The organism is Methylobacterium sp. BI1, from assembly GCF_056680125.1.
Genome location: NZ_CM155267.1, coordinates 1,904,020 through 1,927,339, shown reverse-complemented (window position 1 = coordinate 1,927,339; position 23,320 = coordinate 1,904,020). Strand labels below are relative to the sequence as shown.

At 68.9% G+C, this 23,320-nt stretch carries 22 protein-coding genes; 12 read left to right on the top strand and 10 right to left on the bottom strand.

Translation table 11 applies throughout. The features are described from left to right. The first annotated feature begins 11 nt into the window (after positions 1 to 11). The 4 genes from AC1MGR_RS09035 to AC1MGR_RS09020 all read left to right on the top strand — a co-directional run bounded on the left by AC1MGR_RS09035 (position 12) and on the right by AC1MGR_RS09020 (position 3,462). On the top strand, positions 12 to 1,247 hold the full coding sequence (locus AC1MGR_RS09035; RefSeq protein ID WP_108036587.1) for a CoA transferase: 1,236 nt from the start codon (positions 12 to 14) through the stop codon (positions 1,245 to 1,247). Further along, positions 1,244 to 2,029 (top strand): enoyl-CoA hydratase, encoded by a 786-nt coding sequence (locus tag AC1MGR_RS09030; protein ID WP_480234366.1) that lies wholly within the window; start codon positions 1,244 to 1,246, stop codon positions 2,027 to 2,029. The genes AC1MGR_RS09035 and AC1MGR_RS09030 overlap by 4 nt, the downstream gene beginning before the upstream one ends. Positions 2,030 to 2,042: 13 nt before the next feature. Beyond that, positions 2,043 to 2,582, top strand: coding sequence for a gamma carbonic anhydrase family protein (locus tag AC1MGR_RS09025; protein ID WP_480234365.1), 540 nt, complete (start codon positions 2,043 to 2,045; stop codon positions 2,580 to 2,582). A 217-nt stretch (positions 2,583 to 2,799) separates the two neighbouring features. Beyond that, positions 2,800 to 3,462 carry a DUF6968 family protein gene (locus AC1MGR_RS09020; RefSeq protein ID WP_480234364.1) on the top strand — a complete coding sequence of 221 codons (663 nt, stop codon included), beginning with the start codon at positions 2,800 to 2,802 and terminating at the stop codon, positions 3,460 to 3,462. Between the two features lie 443 nt (positions 3,463 to 3,905). On the opposite strand, the gene AC1MGR_RS09015 is transcribed toward AC1MGR_RS09020, so the two are convergent. Beyond that, complete coding sequence (locus tag AC1MGR_RS09015) at positions 3,906 to 4,529, bottom strand: hypothetical protein (protein WP_146180479.1); 624 nt, start codon at positions 4,527 to 4,529, stop codon at positions 3,906 to 3,908. A 435-nt stretch (positions 4,530 to 4,964) separates the two neighbouring features. Here AC1MGR_RS09015 and AC1MGR_RS09010 point away from each other — a divergent pair, with 435 nt between their 5' ends. Both AC1MGR_RS09010 and AC1MGR_RS09005 read left to right on the top strand, forming a co-directional pair. Then, the gene (locus AC1MGR_RS09010) at positions 4,965 to 5,546 is read left to right on the top strand and encodes a helix-turn-helix transcriptional regulator (protein ID WP_480234363.1); all 582 of its coding nucleotides are present in this window, start codon (positions 4,965 to 4,967) and stop codon (positions 5,544 to 5,546) included. Positions 5,547 to 5,799: 253 nt separating this feature from the next. Beyond that, positions 5,800 to 6,042 (top strand): hypothetical protein, encoded by a 243-nt coding sequence (locus AC1MGR_RS09005; RefSeq protein ID WP_480234362.1) that lies wholly within the window; start codon positions 5,800 to 5,802, stop codon positions 6,040 to 6,042. 218 nt (positions 6,043 to 6,260) lie between these two features. Here AC1MGR_RS09005 and AC1MGR_RS09000 read toward each other — a convergent pair whose 3' ends face one another. Beyond that, positions 6,261 to 7,280, bottom strand: coding sequence for a PAS domain-containing protein (locus AC1MGR_RS09000; protein WP_480234361.1), 1,020 nt, complete (start codon positions 7,278 to 7,280; stop codon positions 6,261 to 6,263). 480 nt (positions 7,281 to 7,760) lie between these two features. Between AC1MGR_RS09000 and pyk the strand changes: the two genes are divergently transcribed. The 3 genes from pyk to AC1MGR_RS08985 all read left to right on the top strand — a co-directional run bounded on the left by pyk (position 7,761) and on the right by AC1MGR_RS08985 (position 10,708). Next, positions 7,761 to 9,182: a pyruvate kinase gene (gene pyk, locus AC1MGR_RS08995; RefSeq protein ID WP_480234360.1), complete on the top strand. Its 1,422-nt coding sequence runs from the start codon at positions 7,761 to 7,763 to the stop codon at positions 9,180 to 9,182. 337 nt (positions 9,183 to 9,519) lie between these two features. Next, complete coding sequence (locus tag AC1MGR_RS08990; RefSeq protein ID WP_181259669.1) at positions 9,520 to 10,173, top strand: FecR domain-containing protein; 654 nt, start codon at positions 9,520 to 9,522, stop codon at positions 10,171 to 10,173. A 139-nt stretch (positions 10,174 to 10,312) separates the two neighbouring features. Next, entirely contained in the window at positions 10,313 to 10,708 is a 396-nt protein-coding gene (locus AC1MGR_RS08985) for a DUF3307 domain-containing protein (RefSeq protein ID WP_480234359.1), read from the top strand. 21 nt (positions 10,709 to 10,729) lie between these two features. Here AC1MGR_RS08985 and AC1MGR_RS08980 read toward each other — a convergent pair whose 3' ends face one another. Next, positions 10,730 to 12,856, bottom strand: a complete 2,127-nt coding sequence (locus tag AC1MGR_RS08980; protein ID WP_480234358.1) for a CHASE2 domain-containing protein — start codon at positions 12,854 to 12,856, stop codon at positions 10,730 to 10,732. A gap of 175 nt (positions 12,857 to 13,031) precedes the next feature. On the opposite strand from AC1MGR_RS08980, the gene AC1MGR_RS08975 reads away from it, so the two are divergent. Beyond that, positions 13,032 to 14,300 (top strand): EAL domain-containing protein, encoded by a 1,269-nt coding sequence (locus AC1MGR_RS08975; protein ID WP_480234357.1) that lies wholly within the window; start codon positions 13,032 to 13,034, stop codon positions 14,298 to 14,300. A gap of 60 nt (positions 14,301 to 14,360) precedes the next feature. Here AC1MGR_RS08975 and AC1MGR_RS08970 read toward each other — a convergent pair whose 3' ends face one another. The 3 genes from AC1MGR_RS08970 to AC1MGR_RS08960 all read right to left on the bottom strand — a co-directional run bounded on the left by AC1MGR_RS08970 (position 14,361) and on the right by AC1MGR_RS08960 (position 17,873). Further along, complete coding sequence (locus AC1MGR_RS08970; RefSeq protein WP_480234356.1) at positions 14,361 to 16,025, bottom strand: OFA family MFS transporter; 1,665 nt, start codon at positions 16,023 to 16,025, stop codon at positions 14,361 to 14,363. A 196-nt stretch (positions 16,026 to 16,221) separates the two neighbouring features. Next, positions 16,222 to 17,241 (bottom strand): arsenic resistance protein, encoded by a 1,020-nt coding sequence (locus AC1MGR_RS08965; protein ID WP_480234355.1) that lies wholly within the window; start codon positions 17,239 to 17,241, stop codon positions 16,222 to 16,224. Further along, positions 17,241 to 17,873, bottom strand: a complete 633-nt coding sequence (locus AC1MGR_RS08960; protein WP_480234354.1) for a DUF938 domain-containing protein — start codon at positions 17,871 to 17,873, stop codon at positions 17,241 to 17,243. The genes AC1MGR_RS08965 and AC1MGR_RS08960 overlap by 1 nt, the downstream gene beginning before the upstream one ends. A 216-nt stretch (positions 17,874 to 18,089) precedes the next feature. Between AC1MGR_RS08960 and AC1MGR_RS08955 the strand changes: the two genes are divergently transcribed. Both AC1MGR_RS08955 and fghA read left to right on the top strand, forming a co-directional pair. Continuing rightward, positions 18,090 to 19,226 (top strand): S-(hydroxymethyl)glutathione dehydrogenase/class III alcohol dehydrogenase, encoded by a 1,137-nt coding sequence (locus tag AC1MGR_RS08955; RefSeq protein WP_108036560.1) that lies wholly within the window; start codon positions 18,090 to 18,092, stop codon positions 19,224 to 19,226. A 246-nt stretch (positions 19,227 to 19,472) separates the two neighbouring features. Next, positions 19,473 to 20,306, top strand: coding sequence for an S-formylglutathione hydrolase (gene fghA, locus AC1MGR_RS08950; RefSeq protein WP_480234353.1), 834 nt, complete (start codon positions 19,473 to 19,475; stop codon positions 20,304 to 20,306). A gap of 6 nt (positions 20,307 to 20,312) precedes the next feature. Here the strand turns inward: fghA and uraD are convergent, their stop codons facing one another. The 4 genes from uraD to AC1MGR_RS08930 are packed head-to-tail and all read right to left on the bottom strand — an operon-like array spanning position 20,313 to position 23,104. After that, entirely contained in the window at positions 20,313 to 20,843 is a 531-nt protein-coding gene (gene uraD / locus AC1MGR_RS08945; RefSeq protein ID WP_480234352.1) for a 2-oxo-4-hydroxy-4-carboxy-5-ureidoimidazoline decarboxylase, read from the bottom strand. A gap of 5 nt (positions 20,844 to 20,848) precedes the next feature. Beyond that, on the bottom strand, positions 20,849 to 21,202 hold the full coding sequence (gene uraH, locus AC1MGR_RS08940; RefSeq protein ID WP_108036556.1) for a hydroxyisourate hydrolase: 354 nt from the start codon (positions 21,200 to 21,202) through the stop codon (positions 20,849 to 20,851). 51 nt (positions 21,203 to 21,253) lie between these two features. Then, positions 21,254 to 21,745 (bottom strand): hydroxyisourate hydrolase, encoded by a 492-nt coding sequence (gene uraH / locus AC1MGR_RS08935; protein WP_480234351.1) that lies wholly within the window; start codon positions 21,743 to 21,745, stop codon positions 21,254 to 21,256. An 18-nt stretch (positions 21,746 to 21,763) separates the two neighbouring features. After that, the gene (locus AC1MGR_RS08930) at positions 21,764 to 23,104 is read right to left on the bottom strand and encodes an MFS transporter (RefSeq protein WP_480234350.1); all 1,341 of its coding nucleotides are present in this window, start codon (positions 23,102 to 23,104) and stop codon (positions 21,764 to 21,766) included. Between the last annotated feature and the right edge of the window lie 216 nt (positions 23,105 to 23,320).

The following is a 23,320-nucleotide window of genomic DNA, read 5'->3' as shown; positions in this document are numbered from 1 at the left end:
AACCGAGCACGATGGACGAACCCGTGCACGACATGCCCCGCTCCGAGTCCCGCCCCCTCCCCCTCGCGGGCCTGCGCGTCCTCGACGTGACGCAGGTGATGGCGGGGCCGGTCTGCAGCATGCTGCTCGCCGATCTCGGGGCGGACGTGATCAAGATCGAGCCGCCCGGCACCGGCGACCAGACCCGGGGCGCCATGGGGTTCAAGATGAAGGGGCCCGACAGCATGGGCTTCCTGAACATGAACCGGAACAAGCGCAGCCTCGCCCTCAACCTGAAGAGCCCGGCGGGCCGCGACCTCCTCCTCGACATGGCCGGGACCGCCGACATCGTGGTCGAGAACTACCGCCCCGGCGTGATGGCCCGGCTCGGCCTCGGCTACGAGGCGATGCGGGCGCGCAACCGCGGCCTGATCTACGCCAGCATCTCGGGCTTCGGGCAGACCGGCCCCTGGGCCAAGCGCCCGGGCTACGACCTCATGGCCCAGGCCATGTCCGGCGTGATGAGCGTCACCGGCCATCCCGGCGGACCGCCCGTGAAGGCCGGCGTGCCGGTGGCCGATATCGGCTGCGCCCTGTTCGCGGTCTACGGCATCCTCAGCGCCTATATCGGCCGGCAGGCCAGCGGCGAGGGCCAGTACATCGACGCCTCGCTGTTCGATTCGGCCCTGGCCTTCTCGATCTGGGATACGAGCGAGTACTGGGGCACCGGCCGGATTCCGGAGCCGCTGGGCACGGCCAACCGCATGAGCGCGCCCTATCAGGCGGTGCGGGCGGCGGACGGCTACTTCGTCATGGGGGCGACGAACCAGAAGCTCTGGCGCCTGCTCTGCGACGTGCTCGGCCGGGAGGACCTGCTGGCCGACGACCGCTTCCAGGACATCGCCGGGCGCCTCGCCCACCGCGAGGCCCTGATCGCCGAGCTCGAGACGAGCTTCGCCGCCAAGACCGCCGAGGATTGGGTGACCGACCTGCTGGCCGCCGGCATCCCGGCCGGGCGCATGAACACCTACCCCGAGGCCTTCGAGAGCGAGCACGGCCGGCACCGGGCGATGCGCATCGAGGTCCCCCACCCGATCGAGGGCAGCGTGCCGAACATCGGCTTCCCGGTGAAGCTCTCGGGCACGCCGGCGCAGGTCCGCCGCCACGCGCCGCTGCTGGGCGAGCACGCCGACGAGATCCTGGCGGAGCTCGGCCTGTCCGAGGCGGCCGTGGAGCGCCTGCGCGCGGAGGGGGCCTTCGCCGCATGAGCGCGACCGACGACGCGGGCGCCGTCCGCTACCGGGTCGAGGGCGGCGTCGCCCACCTCACCTTCGACCGCCCGGCCGCCCGCAACGCCCTCACCTTCGCGATGTACGATGCGCTGGCGGAGAGCCTCGCGCGGATCGAGGACGACCCGTCCGTGCGCGTCGCCGTCCTGCGGGGCGCCGGCGGAAAGGCCTTCGTGGCCGGGACGGACATCGAGCAGTTCGTCGGCTTCACCGGACAGGACGGCGTCGCCTACGAGGCCCGCATCGAGGGCTACGTCGCCGGGCTGGAGCGCTGCCGCGTGCCGACCGTGGCGGTGATCGAGGGCTGGGCGGTGGGCGGCGGCCTCGCCATCGCGAATGCCTGTGACATCCGGGTGGCGCAGGCCGGCGCCCGCTTCGGCGTGCCGATCGCCCGGACCCTGGGCAACTGCCTGTCGCCGGCCAACCTGCGCCGGCTGACCGCGACCCTCGGCCAGGGCCTCGTCACCCGCATGATGCTGCTGGCCGAGATGCCAACCGCCGAGACCCTGGCGCCGCTCGGCTACCTCGCCGCCGTGGTGGAGGCCGAGAACCTCGACGCCGAGGTGGCGGCGCTCTGCGAGCGGCTCCTCGGCCATGCCCCCGTGACCATGCGGGTCACCCGCGCGATGCTGCGCCGGCTCGAACGGGACCCCCGGGCCGAGGCGACGGACCTCGTCGCGGAATGCTATGGCAGCCGGGACTTCGCGGCCGGCGTCGAGGCCTTCCTGGCCAAGCGGCCCGCGACCTGGACCGGCACCTGAGCGAGGACGCCGCATGACCCTCTACGCCCTCGGCCCGCACGCGCCGCGCCACGCCGACCCGGACAGCACCTGGATCGCCCCGGGCGCCCACGTGATCGGGCGGGTCCATCTCGGCCGCGACGTCTCGATCTGGTTCGGCGCCGTCCTGCGCGGCGACAACGACGAGATCCGGATCGGCGACCGCACCAACATCCAGGACGGGGCGGTCCTGCATGCCGATCCCGGCTTTCCCCTCCACCTCGGGGACGATGTCACCGTCGGGCATCGGGCCATCGTGCACGGCTGCACCATCGGGGCCGGCAGCCTCGTGGGCATGGGAGCCACGATCCTGAACGGCGCCCGCATCGGTCGCAACTGCCTGATCGGCGCCAATGCCCTCGTCACCGAGGGCAAGGTGTTTCCCGACAACAGCCTCATCGTCGGTGCGCCCGCCCGGGCCGTGCGCACGCTCGACCCGGAGGACGCGGCGCGCCTCACCCGGACCGCCGGGAATTACGTCGCCAACGGCCGCCGCTTCCGCCAGGAGCTGCGCGCACTTCCCGGAGACGCCTGACCGAGCCCGGCGCCGACACCGCCGGGCCATCGCAGACCTCGGCGCCGGATCGCAGGTCGAAGGCCGTCGGGAATCGGACGCAGGCCCCGCCCTCCCCGGTCCCCGCCATCGTTCGTGGTCGAGGAGGCGAAATCCGACGCTGAACACCGTCGGCTTGCGATGTTAAGCGGATGTCCGGCGCCTATGGCTTGCGGTAGTGCATCGGGATAAGTGACCTATGGGCAACAAATTTTCAGATGCCACGGATGCTGCCGGGCTACCCTTGGTCGAGCGTGGCTTCTCGCTATACCCGGACGGAGAGGTCCTAGCCAGCTTCTCTTGTGCGGAGGCTGTAAGCGCACGCCTCTGGCGGTGCAGTTACTCCATGGCATGGCCCGACCGCGAATACACCCGCCATACCTATGGAGAAGATGGCGTGCACGCGCTTCTACTTGCGATGGAACAGGTCCACCGAACACTTCTGGCCGAAGCAGCCTATCTGGAAGACATTTCTCCGCCTGAGAACCACGCCTTCGCCTTGGCATGGATGGGCCAACGCGATTTGGGTTTACCCATGCCAGGCACGGTGAACACCAACGGCTTGCGTTCGTCTTTGATTAAGAAAGCCCGAGAGGGTGGAGGTGAATTGGACTTGGTCATCCTGCATGAGTGCACCAGCCGTTTCCTCAAGGTCGCGAGGGTCGCTTCAGAGGCGCTGACTGCGATAGGCATTCGGTGTACTTCCGCGCGCCTGTTTGGTGAGATGGCCACCGACGAACCTGACCCTGCGCTCGATGCCGTTCTGTTCCGCCTTCAAGCTTTGGTTGCTTCGGGAAGTTTGGAAGCGCAGGGCGACTTTCCTGAGCCGCGACAAAGCGAAGTTCGACGGATCGCAGACTGAAGGGTGTATGGGCATACCTTCGGGAATGACCGCTAGCCACCCAGGACCCGTTCCGGACCTTCGGCACGTCGCAGGCAATTACATATCGGCATGTGGCTTTTACAGCTGTGGTAAAATCGTCGGACGGGCAACAAAGTCAGCCATATCGTTCAGAATAAAACGAACAATCGAGAGGCGCCGTATTCGTCTGTTATAATTCGCCGTCACCGATCCAGACGTCCGCACTTTAGCGGCTTTATTTGTTTGCTTATATTAAAATTTTAGATTTTATGATGTATTAACGAGTAATAATGAGCCAATGTTCGGATTGCGATGGAGGCAAGCTCAATTGGTGATTTTTTAATCAACGCCATGAAATTGCCATGCAAAAGTCATCCGCCTCCCTCCATTTTCAATTCTAACGCATGTTCTCCACCCGTTGAAGACGCCACGCTTGCGTTGCGTCAGGTAATTCCAAGCTCATAAGATTTCCAGAAGCGCCAACGGCCGCTGACCTTCCTATATTCCTGAGCCTCTACGGCTGCTCCACCCGGATGACGGCCAATCCTGCCAAACAAACGAAATCGTCCATCGAGAGCAAGGTGGGTCACCACCACGACAGCCTTGGTCCGAGATCGATCGAAGATCGGGTAGCTAAAGAGCGTGCGATCGATCTGCATGCTCTGCTTGGAGCCAGACTCAAACTCTGCGATGCGTTCATCCGTGTAGCTTTTCAACTCGGCGCTCGTGCAGAACACGGTCGCATCGACATGGTGGTTGGCGTCGATGATTGCGCGAAAATCTCCAGTGGTAGACGGCGAGGCGAACTGTGCCCCGACATGAGCGAGCCGCTTCTCGTCGGCATCGAGTTCACGGCGATCCCAATCTGTGCCGTAACGGCAACGCCCGGGTGGAGGCTCTTTGGCGACCACCAGTTTCAGAACCTGCCGCGCCTCATGGTTTGATCTCCAAAGATTGGACTGAGCTTCCACAGTCTGCCCTTGGGCTCGTGAAGCCGTCACCGCACAGGCCAGAAGCGTGGCGATAAGCAGAGCACAGGCGAACGTGTATCTCATCAGGGCGGCCATCAGCGCGTGTGCGCTGACCGTGCCTCAACCAGGGAGCGGTTTCAATCTCTATCGAACCGGCACAAGTGGGTATTGAGCATCAGGTTTGACCACTCGGGGCAAGAGCCCGACCGAGACATCCTGCCCGGCGCGGTGGCCGGTCTCCGATCCGGCGTCCAGCCGGCGATCGGGCTTCGGCGGGCGCCGCTCTGCATCGTCCCGGCGGTCGCCGATTCCCGCGCGTCCTAAATGATAAGGTGTAGGTCTCCCGTTGCTCGCGGAATCGCCTGCTGATCGCAAGGTCCCGGTCCTGTTCGATCCTCCAGGCGATGGGGATCTCGCGCACTGATCAGTATCCAGGGGCGATCCAGCGTATTGACCATACGCGAATATTGCCTAACCTGAGACAGGACAGGCGCTGCGCCGGACCGGCATCGGGAGAGGTATGTCGCGACCATGCTTGTCGGGATGCCATTCCTGCGGGTGTTCGACCGAATGGGCTACGGTGGGCTCGTGCTGTCGACGAACGGGCAGGTGCTGGCCCTGAACGACAGCGCCCGCCGCATCTTCCAGACCATGTTCCGTCTCAGCCGGTCCGAGGTCGAGGTCGATGTCCTGAACGGGCTCGGGCGCGGGATCGTCAAGCGGTTGCTCGGGCAGGGTCGGGCGCGCTTTCAACTGGACAGTGAGAACTGGATCCTCGTGGAGCGCCCCGAGCAGCGCCCCCTGATCATGAATGCCGTGCCGCTTCCGGTCGACGGGGTCGACGGGCCGCACTCGGTCCTTCTCCTGATCGACCTCGACGCGACCCCGATCCTCAACCGCGGCGCCCTGGAGCAGGTCTTCGGCCTCACGCCTACCGAGGCGAAGCTCGCCACCCTGATGGCACAGGGCGCGACCCTGGCGGAAGCGGCGGCCCACCAGGGCGTCCGGGTCGCCACCGTCCGTGCCCAGCTGCGCGCGATCTTCACCAAGACGCACACCCACCGGCAGGCCGAATTGGTGATGCTGGTGTCCCGGCTGTCCAGCCTGCCCTGATCGCCGATCGGGTTCACACGCGTCGCGCGTCCGGATGCAATTCATGGTCACGGCATGGGGGACGAGGATATTGGAAGTATATCTTGTCCATCGATCGCTGGGATATGGTATGCCAATGTATCAAATGCGCAATGTATTGTAATCGAACCCAGGTATCTTCCATTAATATTGATGCTTTCTAGTCAATTTGAGGGATGACAGGTTCCGGCATTGAACGATCTTCGTTCCGTCGTAGAAGCGACGGGAGGAAACGATGAAATATTCTATCCCTGTGCTCGTCTTGGCCGGCCTGTCCCTGTCCGTCATGACCTCCGCGCCGGCCTCGGCCGCCGCGCGACATCAGCGTGTCCCGGCGAGATACACCGCGATGAATGCGGCGAAGCCGACTCCCACCGTCCCGGTCCAGCCCACCGCGGCGCGGACGGATTTCGACGGAGACGGGACCGACATCGCCATTCGCCTCCAGGATGGTCACCACGGCGACGGCACCCTCTGAACCGACACTCGGTTGGATGCGGCAGGAGGCCCGTCCACGGCCCTCGGGGACGGGCCTTCCGACCTGCTCCCCGTCTGCGCCGGGTCCCCGTCGGCCCGCGATAGCCTCGCGCATCCGACGGCGATGACCGTTCGTCGGAACGCCGCGTCGCGACAACGTTCGGGGAATTCTCCGCGGGCGCGTCGGGCCGCCGCGATCGGCGCAGGCCTTCGCCGTCCTCAGCCGTGCCCGACGGCGATGATGCCGCCGTCCATGACGGAGAACCGGATTCCGAACCTCCGCAACGTCTCCACGGCCTTGTGCCGGGATTGCTGGGCCGTGCCGTCCGGGTGTTCCTCCATGCGCTTCACAGTCGACAGGGAGAGACCCGCGGCCCTGGCGAGATCGGACATCGACCAGTCCAGCAGGGCGCGGGCGGCGCGCAGGTGACGCCCGTCGATCGCCTGCTCGAGACCCTTGAGCAGCATGCCGAGGGGCGGACTGCCCCGTGTTCCGAGGGGGCGCGCGAGGTTGCTCCAGTCCACGACCTGGCCTTGGGCGTCGTAGATCGGCACCGTGAAGATCTCGAAGCGCTCCCGCTTTCCGCCGGCGATGTAGAGGACCGGCCTCATCGTGTAGACCTGTCCGGCCTGATGCGCCGACAAGCTCACCGCGCGCCAGTGCTCGCGCTCCTCGGTGACGATCGCCAGGAACGCGTCCTCGGCCGTCTCGTCCGGTGAGAGGCCGGTCAATTCATAGGCCTCCTCCGAGAAGGTGTAGGCGTAGTCCGGATCGTTGGAGAAGGTCAGGGTCCGGGTGCGGTCGAACAGCGCGCGCCGGCGCCGCCGCTCCGCCGCCAGGGCCCTCCTCAGACTTTCCTGCTCCGTGACGTCGAGGACGCTCCCGGCGGTGCCCCGGGGTCGTCCGTCCGGGGCCAGGTGGATCGTGCTGCGGACCGACAGGCTGCGGTGCGCGCCGTCCGGCCGGATCACGCGGATCGTCTGCTTCCCCTGCACCATGTCCCGCATGAGGCCGGCGCCGGTCGCCATCCGCTCCCGGTCCTCCGGATGGACGCGCCCGATCAACAGGTCGTAGCTCGGCCGGGTCGTCTGGGGGTCGAGCCCGAGAATGCGGAACAGGCCGGCGGACCAGACATGCTGATCGGTGTCGAAGCGCCATCCCCAGGTGCCGCTGATGCCCTGGCTCTCGAGGAGATGCAGAAAATGCGTCGACGAGAACTGCAGGCTGTCGACATCCATCGTCGGGGCGGATCTCTCGGTGAAAAAACATCAAATGATAAGATCCTTCTACAACACTTGATGAGAGCGAAGAAAGTCCAGAATTGAGCGCAAGAGAGATAAAGACATCCGAACCTCAGGTTGTGATGTCGGCGTCGTAAAACCAATCTTGCGCGACCTGGAACGCCGGGACGATTGGATCGTCGCGGCGGATGCACCGGGAGCCGCCGCCCGGCAGCGTCACGGTCGCGCCCTCCCCCTCGCACCGGATCCGAGTCCGGCCCCGATCCGCGCGCACGTGCCGGGGGGCGGTCGCCCGGCGTTTACCCTGCCGTTGGCCTGGGATAGGGTTTCGCCGTTCCCCGATGGTCACCGGACGTTCCGGCCGGCCGCCATCGTCGCCGCTTGCTTCACCCGTCGGGATGGCCGTGCGGACGGTGCATCCCGCCGTGATCCTCTGCCTTCACACCAGGGAGGCGGCCGTGCGCGGCCGTGGGACTCATGCGCCGAGACCGCCATGCCAAGATCGTCGCGACCGTCGGCCCCGCCTCGTCGTCGCCGGACATGCTGCACCGGCTGTTCGTCGCCGGGGTCGACACGTTCCGCCTCAACTTCAGCCACGGCACGCAGGACGACCACGCCCGGGTCTACGCGGCGATCCGCAACCTGGAGCGGGAGACCGGGCGGCCGATCGGCATCCTGCAGGACCTGCAGGGACCCAAGATCCGCCTCGGCACCCTGGCGGGCGGGCGCCTCGAAGTCGTTCCCGGCGAGACGCTGCGCTTCGTTCTCGAGGGCGCCGAGGGCGACCGGCACGCCATCCCCCTGCCCCACCGGGAGATCTTCCTGGCGGTGGCTCCGGGCCAGGATTTGCTCATCGACGACGGACGGGTGCGCGTGCGAGTCACCGGCCTGACCGGCGACAGCCTCACCGCCGAGGTCGTCACAGGCGGGACGCTCTCGAACCGCAAGGGCGTCAACCTGCCCGGCACCCTGCTCGACCTCTCCCCGCTCACCGCCAAGGACCGGGCCGACCTCGCCTTCGGGCTGGAACTCGGGGTGGACTGGGTCGCGCTCTCCTTCGTCCAGAAGCCCGCGGACCTCATCGAGGCCCGGGCCCTCATCGGCGACCGCGCCGGGGTGATGACCAAGGTCGAGAAGCCCCAGGCCCTGGAGCGCATCGACGACCTCATCCGCCTCTCGGATGCCGTCATGGTGGCGCGGGGCGACCTCGGGGTCGAGATTCCGCACGAGGACGTCCCCGGACGCCAGAAGGAGCTGATCCGGGCCTGCCGGCTGGCAGTCAAGCCGGTGATCGTCGCCACCCAGATGCTCGACTCCATGGTCTCGGCCCCGACGCCGACCCGGGCCGAGGCCTCCGACGTCGCCACCGCCATCTACGACGGGGCGGACGCGGTGATGCTCTCGGCCGAATCCGCCACCGGGCAGTACCCGGTCGAGACCGTGGCGATGATGGCGCGCATCATCCACCGGACCGAAACGCACAAGCTCTACCGCTCGCTGATCACCGCCACCGATCCGGGCGAGGAGGAGACGCCGCCCCACGCCGTCGCCAGTGCCACCGCGACCCTGGCCGACGCGGTCGGGGCGGCCGCCATCGTGGCCTACACCTTGAGCGGCACCACCGCAGCCCGGATCGCGCGACGCCGGCCGCAGGTGCCCATCCTGGCCCTGACGCCGGATCTCGCGACCTCGCGCCGGCTGTGCCTGCTCTGGGGGGCGCACAGCCTGCGCGCCGACGAGGTCGATTCCTACGAGGCGATGGTGGAGAACGCCCTGGCTCACGCGGTGGAGGAAGGCTTCGCGTTGCCCCACGCCCGCGTCGTGATCACCGCCGGCATCCCCTTCGCGGTGGCCGGCACCACCAACAACATCCGCGTCGCGCAGGTGCCGTCCGAATGACGGGTTGCCGTCCGACTGACGGGTGCCGGCTGGGCCCGCCCGGGCCGGGTCGGCCGGCGCGACGGGTGGGACCTAGCGACAGCTGAGTTCTCCTGCAACTGCTCGAATAGCCCGGCAACTGTACCGTGTTTCTCACGTCTTCGCCGGTCAAGACGAGATTTACCAAGAAGAGTTCCAGCTTCGGTTCGACGGGCTGAGGCTATTTAGCGATGCCTTAACGGCGCAGGCGTAGAACCCTGGGACGTGTACCGGTGCCTTGCCGTCGATCGACCCGAGCGGACGTCCCCGTCCCCGTCCACGTGCCTGCTTTCCCGCTCCTGCCACGTGGACGATGACCGTGACCTGCAAATCCGTCGGTGCCTTCGCTGCCCTGTTCCTCGTCGGCGTCGCGCCGGCCGTCGCCGCGCCCCAGGAGGTCGGCGTGGTCACCAAGGTCGATCGCCAGGCCGTCGCCTCCCAGTCCGGTCAGGCCCGCGACATGGCTCCGCAGGGACCGGTCTACTTCAAGGACATGATCCGCACCGGGGTCGAGTCCCGCCTTGAGGCCAAGCTCGCCGACGACACCGTCCTGACCCTCGGCGAGAGCGGCAAGATGACCGTGGACGAGTTCGTCTACAAGCCGGGCGCCCAGGGCGGGAAGCTCGCCCTTTCGGTTGCGCGGGGCGCCTTCCTCTTCGTCGGCGGCAAGATCGAGGGACCGACCGGCGGCAACGTCGCGATCAGGACCGCGGTCGGCACGCTCGGGGTGCGCGGGACGACGGTCTGGGGCGGTGCCATCGACGGCGGCTACGGCGTGCTCGTGCTCGACGGCGAGGTGGTGCTGAAGACCAAGCGCGGCAGTGTCCTGATGCGCAAGGGCCAGGGCACGATGGTCTACAAGGGCCGTGCCCCGGAGAAGGCGGCCCCCTGGCCGGAGGACCGCACCCAGCGGGCGGTGGCGACGGTCACGATCAACGACCAGGCGCGTTTCGTCCCCACGCTGGGACGCTGATCCGCACGGCGCCCGAGATCGGACCGGTGGGCTTCGGCGCGCCGTTCCGATAGCGTCCGGCGAGCCGAACCCGGGCGCACCCGCGACGCCCGGGCGGTCTCGCGGTGCCGTGCCGCCCGATTGACTGGAGACCCCCCTGGTGCAGGCCCTCGACACGCCCGTCCCCCTGTCGACCCTGGCGGTTCTCATGGTCGCGATGGCCGCCAAGCACTACCTGATCGACTTCGTCGTCCAGACGGATTGGATGGCCCGCGGCAAGGAGCGGGTCACGGGCTGGGCGGCGCCGCTCGCCGTCCATGCCGTCACGCATGCCCTCGGCACCCTGGCGATCGCCCTGCTCTACAGGCCCGCCCTGTGGTGGCTCGCGCTCCTCGACTTCGCGGTCCATGGACTGATCGACCGGGCCAAGACCCTGGTCGCCCATCGCACCCGCTGGCCGATGACCGACCCGCGTTTCTGGTGGCTGATGGGCTTCGACCAGTTCCTGCACCAGCTCACGAACATCGCCCTGGTGGTGCTGCTCGTCCTTCCGTGAGAACCCCCCGGCGCCCCCGCCTCAGGCCGCCATGCTGACGGAGCGCTCGCCCGCCCGGATGCGACGGGCATGCAGCGCCAGGATCGGGTCGTCGGGGTTCGCCGCGTGCAGGCGCAGCAGCGCCTCGGCCGCGCCGGCATCCCCCGAGACCATCCGTCCGAAGGCCTCGCGATAGGCGTCCAGCGCGTCGCTCGCAGGTCCCGTCGGCTCGAAGACGTCGACGCCCACGGATTTGCCCTTCAGCATCAGCGTCCCGATCGGGCGGAAGCTCACACCGGAAACCTGGTCGCAGGTGGTGCGGGCGATGCAGATGCGGGTGCCGAGCGCCTTGTTGGCGGATTCGAGCCGCGCCGCCGTGTTGATCGCGTCGCCGTGCGCCGTGTAGTCGAAGCGCCGGGTCCCGCCGAAATTGCCGACCACGGCGCGGCCCGTGTTGATGCCGATGCGGGTGGCGCCGAACGGAATGCCCGTGGCCCGCTGGCGCTGGCGGAACGCCTCCGCGAAGGCGTCGAGGGCCAGCGCGCAGGTCACCGCCCGCTCGGCGTGGTCGGGCTGGTCGAGGGGCGCGTTGAACATGACGTGCACGGCGTCGCCGACGATCTTGTCGACGGTGCCGCCATGGGCCATCGCGATGGAGCACATGCCGTCGAGATAGGCGTTGAGCAGGTTGACCAGGGCCTCGGCACCGGAGACCTCGGTCATCGCCGTGAAGCCCTCGAGGTCGGTGAACAGGAACGTCATCTCGCGGCTCTCGCCGCCGAGTTTCAGCCGGCCGGGATCGCTGGCCAGCACCGCCACGAGGTCCGGCGAGAGGTAGTGCGTGAACGCGGCCCGCAGGCGCTGGGCGGAGCGCTCCGAGCCGGCGTAGCGGGCGAGGCTTCCCCCCGCATGGGCGACGAGGAGGCCGAAGGTCGGCAGCGTCGGGTCCAGGAGCAGGCCGCCCCGGGCGAACAGCGCGAGGGCGGCGAAGGTCGGCACGGGCGCCAGGAAGGCCATACCGAGCCCGGCGCTGCGCAGCCGCCCGAAGCCGCAGGCCAGGGCGGCGGCGAGGCCGAGCCCCAGCGCCGCCACGATCTCGGCACCGAGGGCCCAGGCCGGGCGCTCGAGGGCCTGCCCGCCGATCACCTGGTCGAGGGCCATCGCGTGCAGGTTCACGCCGGGCTCGAACGGGGTCAGCGGCGTCGGGCGCAGGTCGGACAACCCGACCGCGCTGGTGCCGACGAAGATCGCACGGCCCTGGATCTCCGCGCGCAGTCCGGCGCGCTGTTCCGGATCGAGCAGGCGCCACGCGGCGATCGTCGGGGTCGAGCGAGCCTGCGGGAAGTGAAGAGCCAGGGCGCCGGCGCGGTCGACGGAGAGGTCGACCGCGCCGACGCGGATCGTGTAGCCGGCCAGGGTCGCCCCGTCGCGCTCCGCCCGCACCTTGAAGCTCTCCTCATCCTGCAGCACCCGCAGGGCGTCGAGGGCGAGCGACGGGACCAGGCGGCCGCCGATCGTGGCGAGGAGCGGCAGGCGCCGGATGATCTCGTCGCTGCCGGCCGCGATGGCGAAGTTGCCGTGACCGGCGGCGGCGGCATCCAGCACCGGCAGGTTGAGGACGGCGCCCCCGAACCCCGGAACGGTGTCCCGGGGATCGCCGTCGATGGTGGCGAAGCCGGCGCTGCGCGTAACCGAGGCGCCCTGCGCCTCCGGCGTCAGCGCGAAGCCGGCGACCACGCGGCCCCGTGCGAACACCGCCGCCAGGGTGGCATCGTGGTCCGGCAGGGCCAGTGCCGGCTCCGCCGCTCGGAAGCCGAAGCGCTTCGTCCAATCGGGTACAAGGAGTGCCGGCGAGGTTCGGTCGGGCTCGGCGAAGACCATGTCGAGGGCGATGACGCCGGCGTCGAGGTCCTGCAACGCCGCGACGAGGTCCGCCACCACGTGGCGCGGCCAGGGCCACTGGCCGTGCCGCTTCAGGCTCTCCTCGTCGATGTCGACGACGCGAACCGCGGCGGCGTCGGTCATCCGGGGACTGAGTCGCTGGAAGCTGTCGAAGGTCGCCTGCCGCAGGCGCTCGAACGGTTCCGGAACGGCGATCCGCAAGGCCAGGAGGGCCAGCGCCAGGGCAAGGCCCACGCCCACCGGGACCAGACGTCGTGACAGGAACATCGAAGGTGGGCTCCGCGCGGGGCGTCTGTGCGGATCAGTCTCGCGCCGGCGTGCTGAGATCTCGTTAAGGATAGCAGGTCACGCACGAAAGAAAGCGGTGGCCGTTCGCCAGCCCTTAACCGGGTACCGGCACGGTTCGCTCCGGGCCATCACTGTGCCCAGCCTGGAACCTTCCGTGCCGAGTTCCCAAGCGACGACCCTGGACCATCATCACCTGCCGGCCGGTGCACGCCTGTTCTCGGCGGGCGACGTGGGCGATGCCGCCTACCTGATCGTGAGCGGCCGGTTGGAGATCGTCCTCGAGCGTCAGGAGGGGGACCTCATCCTGGCGCATCGCGGCCCCGGCGAGATCGTCGGGGAGATGGCGATCCTCGATCACCAGCCGCGCTCCGCCGCCGTGCGGGCCCTGGAGGACAGTGAACTCGTCGTCATCACGGAGGAACAGCTCTCCCACCGCATCGCGCAGACCGATCCGATCCTGCGCATGTGCCTGGGCGTGGTGCTGGCGCGGTACCGCCAGACGGTGGCCATCCTCGAGCAGATGAAGGGAACGGCGCCGCCACCCGTCCTCGGCGCCGATACGCCCCCGTCCGAGACCTTCGCGGCCGCCCTCGGCGCCCTGTCGCTGGAGCGCGAGATCCGCGCCGGCCTGCGCAATGGCGAGTTCGAGCTGTTCTTCCAGCCCATCGTGCGGCTCGCGTCCCGGCGGCTGGCCGGGTTCGAGGCCCTGATGCGCTGGCGCCACCCGACCCGGGGCCTGGTGCCGCCCATCGAGTTCATCCCCGCGGCCGAAGCGTCCGGTCTGATCGTCGACCTGACCGCCTATGCCTTCGAGGAGGTCGGGCGGGTCTTCCCCGAACTCCTGCTCGCCGCCCAGAACAATCCCGGCGCGCTCGATGGCCCGCTCTTCATGACCGTCAACGTCTCGGGACGCGACCTCGCCGGCGCCTCCTTCCCCGAGATGATCGCCGACTTTTTGGCGCGGACCCGGATCGCGCCTTCCAGCCTCAAGATCGAGGTCACGGAGAGCATGCTGATGGACGATCCGGAGCGCGCCGCCGCCGCGCTCACGCAGTGCCGGAACGCGGGCCTCGGGATCGCGATCGACGATTTCGGAACGGGCTATTCCTCGCTGAGCTATCTCAGCACCCTGCCGGTGACGACCCTGAAGATCGACCGCGCCTTCGTGCGGACCCTCCTGGCCGACCAGACCAGCCGGGGCATCGTGCAGACGATCCTGCGGCTCGCCGACGATCTGGCCGTGTCCGTCGTGGCCGAGGGCATCGAGCAGGCGGCCGAGGCAGACCTTCTCGCCGGCATGGGCTGCGCCTTCGGGCAGGGATATCACTTCGGGCGGCCCGCCCCCCTGGCCGGCGCGGTTCAGGCGATCCGGACCTGGCCGGCGCCGGAGCCGGAACGTCCCGGGCTCCGGCTGATCGCCTGATCTCCTGACCGGTCGCCCGGTCGGGACCTGCGGGGTCTTATCGGGAGGGTACGGCGGCCCTCACCCGAACAGGATCATCGCCTTCGAGACGGTGCTCCAGATTCCCCAGGCGATCGGCACGCCCACGGCCACCCAGGCGAGGATCGCGAGCGGCGTCACCCCGCCCCGGCCGATGCCGTAATCGCTGGTCCGGCCCAACGCCGTGGCGTTCCCGCCCTTCGCGCTGGCGGCGAGTTCGGCATCGCTCATGAACCAGCGCGCCGCCAGCGGGCGGACCAGGAGGTTGGCCACGAACCCGGCGGCGAGGAAGGCCGCCAGGATGTACATCGTCCGGGTGTAGAGCGCGGCCCCCTGGATGCCGGCATCGACCTGCGCCTGCCGGATCGCCGTCACCACGAAGGGGCCGACCACGCCGGCGGTCGACCAGGCGGTGAGGATGCGCCCGTGAATGGCGCCGACGAACTGCGTCCCGAAGATGTCGGCGAGGTAGGCCGGGATCGTGGCGAAGCCGCCCCCGTACATCGACAGGATCACGCAGAAGAACGTCACGAACAGCGCCTTGGAGCCGATCGACGCCGCCCAGGGCGCGCCCGCGTAGAGCAGGCACCCGAGGGCGAAGAAGGTGGCGTAGGTCACCTTGCGGCCGATCTTGTCGGAAATCGAGGCCCAGAAGAAGCGGCCGACAATGTTGAACAGCGACAGCAGGCCGACGAAGCCGGCGGCGACCGCCGCGATCTGGGTCTTCTGGCCGGCGTCGAGCTGGCCGAAGCCGAGTCCCGGCTGACCGATCAAGGCGCCGCCGAAGATCTCCTGCAGCATCGGTGATGCCAGGGCGAGCACGCCGATGCCGGCGGAGACGTTGAGGCACAGCACCGCCCAGAGCAGCCAGAATTGCGGGGTCTTGTGGGCCCGGTCGAGGTGGACGTGGCCCGAGGTGATCATCGCGCTCTTGGCCGCCGGCGCGGTCCAGCCGTCCGGCTGCCAGCCGGCCGGGGGGACGCGGTAGCCGAAGGCGCCGCAGAGCATCGCCACGATGTAGAGCCCGCCCATCACCGCCAGCGTCTGCCAGACGCCGGCGGAATCGGGGGTCTTGAAGGTGTTGATGAGCAGGGTGGCGAGGGGCGAGCCGATCATGGCGCCGCCGCCGAAGCCCATGATGGCCATGCCGGTGGCCATGCCCCGGCGGTCGGGGAACCACTTCACCAGGGTCGAGACCGGTGAGATGTAGCCGAGGCCGAGGCCGATCCCGCCGATCAGGCCCATGCCGAGCCAGATCAGCCAGAGCTGATGCACGTAGACGCCGAGCGCGCCGATCAGGAACCCGCCGCCCCAGCACAGGGCGGCCACGAGACCGGCCTTGCGCGGGCCGGCCCGCTCCAGCCAGCCGCCGAATACCGCCGCCGACAGGCCGAGCATCACGATGCCGATGGAGAAGACGATGACGAGGTCGCTGACGCGCCAGTCGCAGGTGGTGGTGAACAGCGCGGTGGCGATGCTCATGTCCGGGCAGGCCGCCGGCGCAGGCTGGCCGACGCTCAGCGCCCTGGACAGGGGCAGCCAGAACACCGACAGACCGTAGGACATGCCGATGCAGAGATGGATGGCGAGGGCCGCTGGCGGGACCAGCCAGCGGTTGAAGCCGGGCTTGGCGACGATCGCTTCGCGGGACAGCCACCCGGGCGTGTGTGCGTCCGACAGGGACGCGTCAGAAACGCGAACGTCCATTCCAGGCATTGCTCCCCCAATACGCTGCGCCGCAGCGATTTTCTGGGATTAAAGCATGGCGTGAAACGTATTGCGACGGCGTTCGCGGCAAGTGTCGAACGATTTGCTTGCCCTGTAAGGCGTTCGACCCTGGTTCCGAACGGCCGATCGCGGCTCCGCCTCCGACCCCCCGTTCCGGACGGCGAGCCGGCAGGGTTCAGGGCGCGGACGCCGATCCGATCGACGGCCGCCCGAGCCGCGGGATCAGCCGGACGTAGAGCAACTCGCTCATGAGTTCGATCAGCGTCTGCGTGACGATCACGGCCGGCAGCAGGGGCACCCCGCCCGGAACCGCGAAGGCCAGGGGCAGGACCACCAGGGAGTTCCGGGTCGCGGCGCTGAAGGCCAGGGTCCGCCCGGTGGGCGCGTCGAGCCGGAAGACGCGCCCGGCCCCCCAGCCGACCAGCGGGGCCAGGGCGGCGAAGGCGAGGTAGACCGGGACCGCCCGCGCGGCGGCATCCCGGCTGGGACCGAGCTGCGGCACGACCGCCGCGATCACGACGAAGAGGACGAGGGCGGTCGCGGGCACCGGCAGCAGCCTCAACCAGGTCGCGGCTTGTCGCCCGAGGCGGCTCCTTGCGCTCCAGAGCTGAACGGCGCCGGCCGCGGCCAAGGGCAGCGCGATCAGCCAGCCGAAGGCGTGGAGGAAGGGGCCGACCTGCACGAACCGTCCGGCGTCCGCACCGAGGAAGAGCGTCAGGTAGACCGGCAGCAGCGCCATCTGCGCGAGGAGAAGGGCCGGGGTCGAGGCCAGCAGCACCCTGGCATCGGCGCGCCCGAGATGGGCGAAGGTCACCACGTAGTCGATGCAGGGCGTGAGCAGCACCATCAGCACGCCGAGGCGCAGCATCGGGTCGGCCGGAAGGAAGAGCGAGAGCCCGGCGACCAGCAGCGGGATGGCGAGAAAGTTCACGACCATCAGCGCCGCCAGGAATCGGCCGCGGGTGAAGGCCTGTGCCAGATCCCGCAGGGGGACCTGCAGGAAGGTCACGAACAGCATCAGCGCCAGGGCCGGGTTGATCCCCTGTTCCAACGCCGCCGTTCCCGGAACCGCCAGAGCCGTGACGGCCGCCGCGGCCACGGCCGCGAGGTAGAGTTCGATCTGACGGGCTTCGAGGCTGTCGCGCAGCGTCGCGACGCGGTCGCGTCGGCGATGGGCCCGGGATGCGGCGGGCATCAGGCCGAGGCCGGCGGCGTGCGACGGAAGACCAGCGCGAGGTTGTTCGCCGGCAGGCCGATGCGGGCCTCGTGCTGCAGTCCGCGCGCCGCGGCCGTGTCCACGACGGTCTCGAGATCGCGCACGCCCCAGCGCGGGTCCCGCGCACGCAGGTCCTGGTCGAAGGCGGCGTTGCTGTCCGAGGTGTGGCAGCCGCCCTCGCGAAAGGCGCCGTAGAGGAACAGGACACCGCCCGGCGCGAGGGTGTGGGCGGCGCCCGCCATCAGCCCTTCCGTGGCCGACCACGGCGCGATGTGGACCATGTTGATGCACAGGATCGCGTCGGCCCGGGCGATCGGCCACGTGGCCGCGGCGGCATCGAGCGCCAGGGGCGGCCGAAGGTTGGCGAGCCCTGCGGCCTCCGCATGCGCCGCGATGCTGCGGCGATAGGCCGGCTCCGGGTCGCTGGGCTGCCACGTCAACGCCGGCAGGGCGGCGGCGAAATGCGCCGCGTGTTCGCCCGATCCGCTGGCGATTTCCAGCACCGTGCCGGTCTCCGGCAGGACGTCCCGCAGGACGGCGAGGATCGCCGCACGATTGCGCGCCACCGCCGGCGCGACCAGCGCCGCATGCCCTACATCCCAGTCCTTCATCGTCCATCCGATCCTGTCGCGCCGCGGCGACCGTCATTCCAAATTCGCAACCCTGGCGCAAACGAGGGAGCACGGCTGTTGCATCTCGACGCCGGAGGCATCAAACACCACCCAGATTTTCGGGCCGTTCGGCTTGCCACCTTCCGGGTGCAGCGAGGCGAAGCGCCGGCATCCATCGCCGCCGTCCGTGATCATCACAGCCTTAAGGACAACGCTATGAAGACGCGCGCCGCGGTCGCGTGGGAGGCCAAGAAGCCTCTCACGATCGAGACCATCGACATCGAGGGACCGAAGCCCGGCGAGGTCCTCGTCGAGCTGATGGCCACCGGCATCTGCCACACCGACGCCTACACCCTCTCGGGCCTCGATTCCGAGGGCAAGTTCCCGGCCATCCTCGGCCACGAGGGCGCGGGCATCGTCCGCGAGGTCGGCGCCGGCGTCACCGCGCTGAAGCCCGGCGATCACGTCATCCCGCTCTACACCCCGGAATGCCGCAACTGTAAGTCCTGCCTGTCGCAGCGCACGAACCTCTGCACCGCCATCCGGGCGACGCAGGGCCAGGGCGTGATGCCGGACGGCACCAGCCGGTTCTCCTGCGTCTCCACCGGCGGCAGCCCGGGCGGGTCCAACACCCTGTTCCACTACATGGGCTGCTCGACCTTCTCGAACTTCACGGTCCTGCCGGCGATCGCTCTGGCCAAGATCCGGGAAGACGCCCCCTTCGACAAGATCTGCTACATCGGCTGCGGCGTCACCACCGGTATCGGTGCGGTGATCTACACCGCCAAAGTCTGGCCCGGCGCCAATGTCGTGGTGTTCGGCCTCGGCGGCATCGGCCTCAACGTGCTCCAGGCCGCCCGCATGGTCGGTGCCGACAAGATCATCGGCGTGGACATCAATCCGGACAAGCAGGAGATGGCCCGCAAGTTCGGCATGACCCACTTCATCAACCCGAAGGAGGTCGGCAACGATCACGTGGTCCAGGCGATCCTCGACGTTACCGGCGGCGGCGCGGACTTCTCCTTCGACTGCACCGGCAACGTCAACGTGATGCGCCAGGCCCTCGAGTGCTGCCACCGCGGCTGGGGCGAGTCGATCGTCATCGGCGTGGCCGAGGCCGGCAAGGAGATCGCGACCCGTCCGTTCCAGCTCGTCACCGGCCGCGTCTGGAAGGGCTCGGCCTTCGGCGGCGCCCGCGGCCGCACCGACGTGCCGAAGATCGTCGACTGGTACATGGAGGGGAAGATCAACATCGACGACCTGATCACCCACACCATGCCGCTCGAGGACATCAACCACGGCTTCGATCTCATGCACGAGGGCAAGTCGATCCGGTCGGTGGTGGTCTACTGATCCAAACGCGATAGATCGTGTCCGGTCCCTCCCCCCTTCGGGGGGAGGGTGCCTGCGGAGCAGGCGGGAGAGGGGGCGACCTCTCCGGAACCGGTGCTCCCCTCACCCGGCTCGCTGACGCGGGCCACGCTCTCCCGCAGAGGGGCGAGGGAGGGGCGCGGACCGACCATTCTTTCAGGGGCCCGACATCGCATCCTTTCCCAGCCCCGGAACGGGACTTTGAGCCCCAATCAGGAGAGCAACTTCATGGAAACCATCTCGAAGGCCCGCGCCCATGGCGGCACGCAGGGCGTCTACAAGCACGATGCGCAGACCACGGGCTGCCCGATGACCTTCGCGGTGTTCGTGCCGCCGCAGGCCGAGGCCGGCCCCGTGCCGGTGCTGTGGTACCTCTCCGGCCTCACCTGCATCCACGCCAACGTCATGGACAAGGGCGAGTACCGCAAGGCGGCGGCCGAGCACGGCGTCATCATCGTGGCGCCCGACACCAGCCCGCGCGGCCCCGGCATCCCCGACGAGGAGGGCAACTGGCAGTTCGGCTCCGGCGCGGGCTTCTACCTCGACGCCACCCAGGCGCCCTATTCCGCGAACTACCGTATGTGGAGCTACGTGACCGAGGAACTGCCCGCCCTCATCGCGAAGGAATTTCCGGCCGACATGTCCCGCCAGGGCATCTTCGGCCACTCGATGGGCGGCCACGGCGCGCTGACCATCGCCCTCACCTTCCCTGAGCGCTTCAAGTCCTGTTCGGCCTTCGCGCCGATCGCCCAGCCCTCCACCGCCGGCTGGTCGAAGCCCGCCTTCGAGAAGTACCTGGGGACCGACCCGGCCGCCTGGCGTGCCCACGACGCCACCGCGCTGATCGCGGACGGCCACCGCTTCTCCGAGTTCCTGGTCGACCAGGGCACCGCCGACAGCTTCCTCGACGACGGTCTGCGTCCCTGGCTCCTGGAAGAGGCCTGCAAGACCGCCGGCATCCCCCTGACCCTCAACATGCGCGAGGGCTACGACCACTCGTACTACTTCATCTCGACCTTCATGGCCGACCACATCGCCTGGGCGGCGGCGCGCCTGAAGTAGGTCGCTTCACCCGGATGCGGCGACGAGGCGGTCGAGCCGCATCCGGGTGATCAGCGCGATCTCGTCGAGGGCGGCCTGCTCCTCCTCGGCGGGGGTGCGCTGCAGGCGCTCCTGGAAGATCCCCAGGATCTCGGCCCGTGCCCGGCCGCGGACCGCGATGATGAAGGGAAAGCCGAAGCGCCGGCGATAGGCCGCGTTGAGGCGGTCGAAGGCCTTCGCGTCGGCGGCGGGCATGTGGTCGAGCCCGGCGCTCCCCTGCTCGCTCGCCGAATCCGCCGTCATGCTGCGGGCCCGCGCCTCGGGCCCGGCGAGCTCCGGGTGGCCGTTGAGGAAGGCGATGCGGGTCTCGGCCGGCGCGGCGCGGACGGCGCGCATCATCGCCGCGTGCAGGTCGCCGACGCTGGCGAAGGGACCGTGCGCGTGGGCGCGCTCGGCGACCCAGGCCGCATGCTCGAACACCCCTCCGAACCGGATGACGAAGCCGGCGGCGTCGAGCCGGTTGATGGCGGCAAGGTCGAGCTTTCCGGAATCGAGCATCGCGGTCAGCTGCCCCGATAGGTGGCGCAGGTGCCGGGCGCGCACAGCATCGGCACGTGGTAGTGCTGTGCAGCATCGAAGACCGCGAAGCGCACCACCGGATTGTCGACGAAGATGTCGGCCTCGGTCACGCCGGGCTTGGCCTTCAGGTAGGCGTCGATGTGGAATTCCAGCTGGTACTGGCCGACCTTGGCCTCTGCGGCGGGCAGGATCGGCGCGTCGGTGCGCCCGTCGGCATTGGTCACGACGCTCTTCACGAGGCGCCAGGCGCCGCCGTCCATGACGGAGAAGTCGATGCGCACCCCCGGTGCCGGGCGCCCGCGATCCGCGTCGAGGACGTGTGTGGTGATGCCGGCCATGGTCGATCGGGCTCCGTAAGGGACTGTCGCTGAAGGGGTGCCGGGCGCGCGTCAGCTGCCGCGATAGTAGGAGTAGCCCCAGGGGGTGAACAGAACCGGCAGGTGGTAGCGCTGTCCGGCATCGCGGATCACGAAGCGGATCGGCACGAGGCTGAGAAAATTCGGTTGCGGCAGCGTCACGCCGGCCTTGGCGAAATACGCCTCGAAATGCATCAGCAGCTCGTACTGGCCGACCTTCAGGGCTTCGTCGACCAGGAGCGGTTCGGCCGGACGGCCGTTGGCGGCGGTGGTGACGGTCTTGAGCGTCCGGTAGGCGTCGCCCTCCCGGATCGCCAGGTCGCAGACCATGCCGGCGCCGGGCGTGCCGTGAAAGTTGTCGATGGCGTGCAGCGTCAGGCGCGGGCCGAGGCCGGCCTGGGAGTTCGGCGCGGTCGCGAGGGCGCTCGGCGGGGCCGGAGGGGTTTGCGCCAGGGAGCCGGTGGCCGCGACGGCACCGAGGCCGGCGCCGACGAGGCTGCGACGCGTGAGGGCCGTTGGATCCATGGCGTCCGTTGCTCCGGGTCAGGCAGGTTCGTGCGCCGCGCGCGCCGCGGCCCGGCGGACCAGGGCGGGCGGCGCAGGCGGGATGAAGAGAAGGATGAGGAGGAGGGTCGCCACCTCGAAACCGGCGACGATCCAGAGGCCGGTGGCGGCGGAGCCGGTCTGCTCGCGCAGGGCGCCCATCACCGCCGGCGCGCCGAACCCGGCGAGGTTCGCCACGGAGTTGATCAGCGCGATGCCGGCCGCCGCGGCCGAGCCCGCGAGGAACCGGCCGGGGATCTGCCAGAAGACCGGGATGGCGCTCATGGTGCCGACGATCGCCACCGTGAGGGCGAGGATCGACAGCGCCGGGCTGATCGGGACGAGCCACCCGAGCAGCGCGATCGCCACGGCGCCGACCAGGGCCGGGATGCCGCAATGGAGGCGGGCTTCGCCCGAGCGGTCGGAGTGCCGGCCGTTCAGGATCATCCCGGCTGCACCGCAGAGATAGGCGCCGGACATGATCCAGCCGATGGTGAGCGGGTCGGTGTAGCCCGCCTCGCGCAGCACGCTCGGCCCGAAGAAGGTCAGGGCCGAGTTGGCGGTGATGATGCAGAAGAAGATCGCGATGCACTGCCAGACCCGGACATCGCGCAACGACGCCAGGATTCGATGCTCGCGCGGGCCGAGCGCCGCCGCGTCGCGCGCGAGGTCCGCCGCGACCAGGGCGCGCTGCTCCGGGGTCAGCCACCCGGCCTTCTCCGGCCGGTCGGTCAGGTAGAACAGCGTGACGATGCCGGCGAGGATCGACGGGATGCCTTCCAGGAGGAAGACCCACTGCCAGCCGGACCAGCCGTTCACCCCGTCGAGCCCGGTCATGATCGTGCCGGCCAGAGGTCCGCCGATCACCCCCGCGATGGCCGAGGCCGACATGAACAGCCCGAAGACCTTGGCGCGCCGCTCGGTGGGGTACCAGTAGGTGAGGAACAGGATCACGCCCGGATAGAACCCGGCCTCGAACACCCCCAGGAGGAAACGCAGGACGTAGAACAGTCCGGGGGTGGTGACGAACATCATCGCCACGCAGCAGAGACCCCACAGCAGGGTGATGCGCGCGATGGTCTTGCGGGCGCCGATATGTTCGAGGAGGAGGTTGCTCGGGACCTCGCAGAGGAAGTAGCCGATGAAGAAGATCCCCGCGCCGATGCCGTAGACGGTCTCGCTGAACTTGAGGTCGGCGAGCATCTGCAGCTTGGCGAAGCCGATGTTCACCCGGTCGATCCAGGAGAGGATCCAGAGTAACATCAGGAACGGCAGCAGCCGCCAGGTGATCCGGCGATAGGTCTCGTCGAGGCCGGCCGGCGCGGGCTGTTCGGGTGCCATCAAGAATTCCGCAGCCCCGGCGATTCCTTCCGGGATGATGCATCAAAATGATGCAAAACGGGGGCCATGGCTACGCGTGTGCAGGGGCGCCCGCCCGCAATGCCTGGGGATGGAAATGCGCCGCGCGTCCGGATACGCGCGTGGCCGGGACCGCATCCGCCACCCCGTCACCCCGACAGCACGCCGTCGCCTCACCCGAGTTGCTTACGATGCCCC

Bases quoted from the DNA above. Each gene is read 5' to 3' on its own strand.
- uraH (WP_480234351.1), bottom strand. From the start codon at position 21,745: ATGGATCCAACGGCCCTCACGCGTCGCAGCCTCGTCGGCGCCGGCCTC.
- AC1MGR_RS09020 (WP_480234364.1), top strand. From the start codon at position 2,800: ATGGGCAACAAATTTTCAGATGCCACGGATGCTGCCGGGCTACCCTTG.
- AC1MGR_RS09010 (WP_480234363.1), top strand. From the start codon at position 4,965: ATGCTTGTCGGGATGCCATTCCTGCGGGTGTTCGACCGAATGGGCTAC.
- AC1MGR_RS08965 (WP_480234355.1), bottom strand. From the start codon at position 17,241: ATGCCCGCCGCATCCCGGGCCCATCGCCGACGCGACCGCGTCGCGACG.
- AC1MGR_RS09035 (WP_108036587.1), top strand. From the start codon at position 12: ATGGACGAACCCGTGCACGACATGCCCCGCTCCGAGTCCCGCCCCCTC.
- AC1MGR_RS08970 (WP_480234356.1), bottom strand. From the start codon at position 16,025: ATGGACGTTCGCGTTTCTGACGCGTCCCTGTCGGACGCACACACGCCC.
- AC1MGR_RS09005 (WP_480234362.1), top strand. From the start codon at position 5,800: ATGAAATATTCTATCCCTGTGCTCGTCTTGGCCGGCCTGTCCCTGTCC.
- AC1MGR_RS08955 (WP_108036560.1), top strand. From the start codon at position 18,090: ATGAAGACGCGCGCCGCGGTCGCGTGGGAGGCCAAGAAGCCTCTCACG.
- AC1MGR_RS08980 (WP_480234358.1), bottom strand. From the start codon at position 12,856: ATGTTCCTGTCACGACGTCTGGTCCCGGTGGGCGTGGGCCTTGCCCTG.
- AC1MGR_RS09000 (WP_480234361.1), bottom strand. From the start codon at position 7,280: ATGGATGTCGACAGCCTGCAGTTCTCGTCGACGCATTTTCTGCATCTC.
- AC1MGR_RS08960 (WP_480234354.1), bottom strand. From the start codon at position 17,873: ATGAAGGACTGGGATGTAGGGCATGCGGCGCTGGTCGCGCCGGCGGTG.
- uraH (WP_108036556.1), bottom strand. From the start codon at position 21,202: ATGGCCGGCATCACCACACACGTCCTCGACGCGGATCGCGGGCGCCCG.
- pyk (WP_480234360.1), top strand. From the start codon at position 7,761: ATGCGCCGAGACCGCCATGCCAAGATCGTCGCGACCGTCGGCCCCGCC.
- uraD (WP_480234352.1), bottom strand. From the start codon at position 20,843: ATGCTCGATTCCGGAAAGCTCGACCTTGCCGCCATCAACCGGCTCGAC.
- AC1MGR_RS09030 (WP_480234366.1), top strand. From the start codon at position 1,244: ATGAGCGCGACCGACGACGCGGGCGCCGTCCGCTACCGGGTCGAGGGC.
- AC1MGR_RS09025 (WP_480234365.1), top strand. From the start codon at position 2,043: ATGACCCTCTACGCCCTCGGCCCGCACGCGCCGCGCCACGCCGACCCG.
- fghA (WP_480234353.1), top strand. From the start codon at position 19,473: ATGGAAACCATCTCGAAGGCCCGCGCCCATGGCGGCACGCAGGGCGTC.
- AC1MGR_RS09015 (WP_146180479.1), bottom strand. From the start codon at position 4,529: ATGGCCGCCCTGATGAGATACACGTTCGCCTGTGCTCTGCTTATCGCC.
- AC1MGR_RS08930 (WP_480234350.1), bottom strand. From the start codon at position 23,104: ATGGCACCCGAACAGCCCGCGCCGGCCGGCCTCGACGAGACCTATCGC.